A 5,320-nucleotide genomic window follows, 5' to 3' on the forward strand; every position below is an offset into this window, starting at 1 on the left:
GGAAACTTTTATCTCCAGGTGTGATTTTTATCACCCTTTTCTGTCCGGGAGACGATAAAAAAATGCGGATTACCTAAACGCTGCTATGACACAGCAGCGGATTGTTCCGCTATAGGAATAATCGTTAACAGGATTTCGTTATTTTCAAACACAGTCAATTCTTACTGCTCATTCATTATTCCTCCTTTTTTGAGACTGTTTTGACAATAACAAACCATTCTTAACTCAAATTACAATCATAAAAAACGAAAGAAAGAGTCCTCCCTGTCGGGCGGATACATTAATAAATCACAATAAAATGTTAGCGTCGGGCATCACTGATGGTTCTGCTAAGCATCAATGTTAAGGTTTTTTGCATAATTTATGGACTTGAAAGTACCCTGATGCAGCGGTAAAGGCCGTATGGACGGGCTTTTTTGCGAAAGAGGGTGAGAAGGCTGGCGTAAAGAACAGTGAGAAATGTAAATCATTCGTAAACAGCCATGGTTTATCATTACTAAAGTAGAAGTGGTGTTTTTGCGGGGATCTGTAAGGAAGCTTTATGTCATAGCTGGCGCATTTATCTTTGGTTGCAAAGATAAATGCGCTCATAACTATATGAAGTGTATGTAATTTTTCTGGTGACGATCAATCGTGGTGACCTGGTGGTGGAGCGCTATGGGAATAAACTCATCACCAAAACAGGTTGCCACAAAAAGGAACGGTACTTTTTAATTAAAGAACGGAATATTTTAATTTGGTCCTGAGCAGTAAAAAAAGTGCGTGTTGCATCGCACTTATTGATTCTCACAGTTGTAAGGATAGTGATAAACGCTACGGCTAATATCCAGCAAACGGCAGCTACGGCGGGTACCAATATCAAAAGTATCCTGAAGAAAATTAACCGCCTGCCGTTTATCATTGGTGGTAAAGAAGTTTTTCAATACGCTCTGCAGCATTTCTTTATCCGAAGAAAGCATCTGGAGTTCCCGCTCCATACTGTGCACGCGCTCTTCTAACTCCTTGATTTTTCTCCCCTCTTCAGAGAAGAGTCCGGCATATTTCTTTTTCCAGCTATAGAATGTGGCCTCAGAAATCCCCAGTTCTTCACAAATCTCCTTAACCTTTACGCCGCATTCAGATGCTTTAATGGCACTGGTGATTTGCTCTTCTGTATATCGTGACTTTCTCATGGATGCTATTACCTTTCTTAACTATAAAGTGATGAGAATGGCTGCACTAAAAAATGGATCTAATTTATCCATTAATCAGGGCGGCGACGTTAAGTGCGCGATTTGAATTGCAGGCTTTAAGTTAAGGGATTATGAATAAATATCATCATGGGATTTCTCCTATTTTATTTGCAAAGCACCTGGTTAGCTTTCGATAAAACGCTTTTTGTTATAAATTCGCTTCATGCCATCAGCAAGGCCAGCCGGTAATTCAGAATGATCCAGCAGGCGAAAGAAAAAAACTGTGCCAGGATATTCTCCAGCATTGTGCATGCTGAGGTAGATTGCTAACCAGTATCAAGCCCAGGGAAAACCAGAAGGCTCGTTAAAAAAAACGATCTGATAAAATAAATCTTTTAAATAAGAACGGTGCGCTATTGCCCGTAAAATAATATTCCTGACGCTTATTTTTGCCGGGCGCAAGCCAGGTTTGCTTTCTCTGTGACAGACAAGGATGTACTGACTTTCGTTATAAGTTATTAGTTCTACGAAGGAAGCTTCAATGAAACACAGTGTCGTCTCGAACGCTGCCTGGATGATGTCAGAGAAGGTAGTTTCGGTTTTTGGTGTAATTTTTGTTACATCCTATGTTGCAAAATCTTTTGGCCCCTCTGTTTTTGGGCAAATCGCATTTTCTGCATCCATTTTTTCTATTGTTCAGACCATAGCTATTTTTGGTACGGAAACAATCCTGTTTAAAAGCATCAGCAAAAGCGCCTCGAAAGGTATGCGGCTGATGGCCGTAGCGAAACAGCTACGTATAGCATTGTTATTATTGCTTTCTTTTCCGGTGCTGGCCTGGGTCTGGCTGGAGATGCGTGAAAACTTTTTGATTTTTGCCGTGGCGTCTTTTCTGTCGGCAATCTTCGTTACCCAGGACATTTTTAGCGTCTATAACAATGCGCGATTAGAATCGCGCATGAATACCGTGGCTAACGCAACGGGAATGATCATCAGTTTCGCCATTAGCTTTGCTATCGCATGGTTTAAGCTCAATCCGCTACTGCTGTCATTCTCCATTGTTGCGGTGACGCTGGTGCCGTACCTGATCAAGCGGACAATGTTTTATCAAAAAAACACCATCAGCCCGCCGTCCAGACGTAAGCACCGCAGCTATCTGCGCTACCTGTTTCATGCGGGATTACCCCTGGCGATCTCCAGCGTGTTTATCTCTATTCAGGTTAAGCTGGCGCAGTTCTTTCTCGTAGGCGTGGGATCGGCGCACGAACTGGGCTTGTTTACAGCAGCGAATACAATTTCTGCCTCCTGGATATTTATCCCTGTGGCGATTATTACCTCCAGCTTCTCGGAAATTTTCCGTGAGCGGGGTGACGTAGCGCTGAGGCTGGCCGCCAGGCTTAATGGCTACGTTGTGGCTGTTTCGCTGTTTATGCTGCTGGTCGTTGCGCTGTTCGGCGAAAAGATTGTTAGCCTGCTTTACGGTCATGACTATCAGCAGTCGGGCAATCTGGTCACCTTGCTTTCGCTGGCGACCTGCTTTTCAGCCATGGGGACAGTAGCCTATCGCTACATGGTGAAAGAGGGCGGCTTTAACTATCTGCTGGTAAAAATTATCTTACTGGTAGCAATTAGCGTAGTAACCAACTGGTTTTTCATTCGTTTTTGGGGACTGACGGGCGCCGCATGGAGTGTGCTGGTGACCGAGCTGTTATCCCTGACGCTGATGAATTATTTCTTTAAGAATGGAGTCATTCTTAGGATGCAGCTTTCCTCACTCAACTACAAAACCTATAGGTGAGTAAGAAAATGGTAAACGCAAAAAAAGAAATCAAAAAGGCCGCCCTGAACTGTATCCGAATTATGCCGTGGACCTGCCAGGACAGAATATATTATTTTCATCGGTTTAAACGGATGCCGCATATTCGTCATCCTTATTCCTTTAATGAAAAGGTACTGTTTCGCAAGTTTATTAAAGGCAATTACGATTGTTACGCAGCGTTATCAGATAAAATTCTGGTGCGGGATTATATTGCCCACAAAATTGGTGGGGATTACCTGATCCCTTTATTACACACTACCGATAACCCAGAAACGCTGCTGGAACTGGACACGTTAAAAGACACCGTCGTTAAACCAAACCGGGGTTCCGGCATGGTTAAAGTCTTTGTGGACGAACCTGACTTCGTTGAGAAACATGAGCTTATTGAGCGCTGCAGTGAATGGCTGACAAAAGATTACTCGCACGAAGCGAGTGAAATCCACTACCGCTCTGTCAAACCGCAGATCATGGTTGAGCAGCGTGTAGGAGACGGCGAGTCCACCGCGATCGCTTATAAGTTCCATATGTTTAACAAGCAGGATGGCCATTTTGAGTATGTGCTACAGGTCGTTTGTAACCGTAGCAATAACCAGCCGCTGTCGATGCTGTTTTACGTCAACAATCTTGATAGCAGTTTTTACCGTCGCTTTGATAACGGCATGGATATCAGCCATAACCGGGCCGCGCTGGAGAAGACGCTGGCGCTGAGTAAAAAGCTGGCCAGCGATTTCGATTACGTGCGGGTTGACTGGTTTATCAGTCAGGGCGACGTCTATTTCAGTGAGCTGACCTTCACGCCAGGTGCTGGCCTGATGCCGATGCTGAATCACGGGCTGGACGAGATGATGGGTAAGATATGGCTGCAGGATGGCCAGGCCGCCTCTCTGCCAGACCGGCAAGAAAGCGCGCCGTCGGTGGTGAAGAAGCCCTAATAAATTCAGGCTGGCCCTGGGCCGCCTGTTCGGTAAAAAAGAAGTTGTTGTCCCGTGAGGGCCATACGGTAAGCAAGAAGCCCGCTTACTCTGTCCTTAACGGGCTTTTCGTCAGTCAGTTTTCTCTCTTCTGACGCCAGAGGCATGAATCTGGTGTTGTCTTGCAGGAAGCAGAGACCGTGAGCAGGAAAACTGCTTAAACGGGGTAAAGCAGCTGACGGATTTTTTATGCCTGCCGGGAAAAATGAGACGCGCGTGTCGCGGTTTCAGGTAGCGAGAAGACGCTAATTCTGAACACATTTTTCCTCACACAATTATAAAGCCTGCCAATGAGGTCAAAAATGCTAAAACTCAAAGCAGAAATAAGAAAAGGTTTCCTGTTCCTTTTCAAAAAAATGCCCTGGTCTTATCAGGACAGAATTTATTATCTGCATAAATTTAAAAAGTTACCTAACATACACCAGCCGAAACTGTTTAATGAGAAGGTGTTGTACCGCAAGTTTGTCACCGGTGACTACCTGCGTTACGGGATGCTTTCAGATAAGCTGTTGGTACGCGACTATATTTCGCAGACCATTGGGGATGAATACTTAATCCCTCTTCTGCATGAGACGGCCGATCCTGTTACGTTGTTAGGGCTGAGCTCGCTGAAGAACACCGTAGTTAAGCCTAATCACGGATCGGGCATGGTGGAGATTTTGCTGGAAGAACCGGACTGCTTACAGAAGCAGCTGCTGATCAAGCGCTGTGAGGAGTGGCTGAGCCGGGATTTTTCGCACGAAGCACGTGAAATTCACTATCGCTACATTAAGCCACGCATTCTGGTTGAACAGTATGTTGGCGACGGCAAGTTTGCTGCCGTTGACTACAAGTTCCATATGTTCAATAAAAAAGACGGCACTTTCGAGTACGTTTTGCAGATTATTTATAACCGCTGTGGCAATGCACCGCTGTCGATGAATTTCTATGTGAACACGCTGAAATCCTGCTTCTACAAGATTCGCGATACGGGGCTGGATATCAGTGGCGATTTGGAAACGCTGGAGAAAGCCCTGGCGCTGAGTAAAAAGCTGGCCAGCGACTTCGACTATGTGCGCGTTGACTGGTATATCAGTGAAGGACAGATCTACTTCGGTGAGCTGACCTTTACGCCAGGTGCAGGCATGGTAACCGGTCTGGATCAGGGGCTGGATAAAATGATGGGCGATATGTGGCTGCAGGAACGTAAGCCGAAAACATTGAAGGCCATTGGCGGCGAAGCGGCGGCTATGTCCGGCGCACTGAAGAAAGTATAAAGACGAAAGCCGCATGAATATCATGCGGCTTTACGCGTTTTACGGCAGCGAGTAATCGGCTGGCGTATGGCCCATGATTCCGACAAACACGTCTTTAGTATT

General features: G+C 45.4%; 4 protein-coding genes. 3 read left to right on the forward strand and 1 reads right to left on the reverse strand.

Going from position 1 to position 5,320, the window contains the following annotated elements:
• Nucleotides 1-776: 776 nt before the first annotated feature.
• Entirely contained in the window at nucleotides 777-1,172 is a 396-nt protein-coding gene (locus tag RTK32_RS09015) for a transposase (protein ID WP_125290204.1), read from the reverse strand.
• Between the two features lie 541 nt (nucleotides 1,173-1,713).
• Between RTK32_RS09015 and RTK32_RS09020 the strand changes: the two genes are divergently transcribed.
• The 3 genes from RTK32_RS09020 to RTK32_RS09030 all read left to right on the forward strand — a co-directional run bounded on the left by RTK32_RS09020 (nucleotide 1,714) and on the right by RTK32_RS09030 (nucleotide 5,218).
• Nucleotides 1,714-2,970: a polysaccharide biosynthesis protein gene (locus RTK32_RS09020; protein WP_312043188.1), complete on the forward strand. Its 1,257-nt coding sequence runs from the start codon at nucleotides 1,714-1,716 to the stop codon at nucleotides 2,968-2,970.
• Nucleotides 2,971-2,978: 8 nt separating this feature from the next.
• Nucleotides 2,979-3,923 carry an ATP-grasp fold amidoligase family protein gene (locus RTK32_RS09025; RefSeq protein WP_409451078.1) on the forward strand — a complete coding sequence of 315 codons (945 nt, stop codon included), beginning with the start codon at nucleotides 2,979-2,981 and terminating at the stop codon, nucleotides 3,921-3,923.
• Nucleotides 3,924-4,264: 341 nt separating this feature from the next.
• Entirely contained in the window at nucleotides 4,265-5,218 is a 954-nt protein-coding gene (locus RTK32_RS09030) for an ATP-grasp fold amidoligase family protein (protein WP_312043191.1), read from the forward strand.
• Nucleotides 5,219-5,320 lie beyond the last annotated feature (102 nt).

The organism is Erwinia sp., assembly GCF_031978025.1.
GTDB lineage: Bacteria > Pseudomonadota > Gammaproteobacteria > Enterobacterales > Enterobacteriaceae > Erwinia.

What these genes read in the sequence shown, in the direction of transcription:
- RTK32_RS09015 (WP_125290204.1), bottom strand. Translation starts at nt 1,172, where the DNA reads ATGAGAAAGTCACGATATACAGAAGAGCAAATCACCAGTGCCATTAAA.
- RTK32_RS09020 (WP_312043188.1), top strand. Translation starts at nt 1,714, where the DNA reads ATGAAACACAGTGTCGTCTCGAACGCTGCCTGGATGATGTCAGAGAAG.
- RTK32_RS09025 (WP_409451078.1), top strand. Translation starts at nt 2,979, where the DNA reads ATGGTAAACGCAAAAAAAGAAATCAAAAAGGCCGCCCTGAACTGTATC.
- RTK32_RS09030 (WP_312043191.1), top strand. Translation starts at nt 4,265, where the DNA reads ATGCTAAAACTCAAAGCAGAAATAAGAAAAGGTTTCCTGTTCCTTTTC.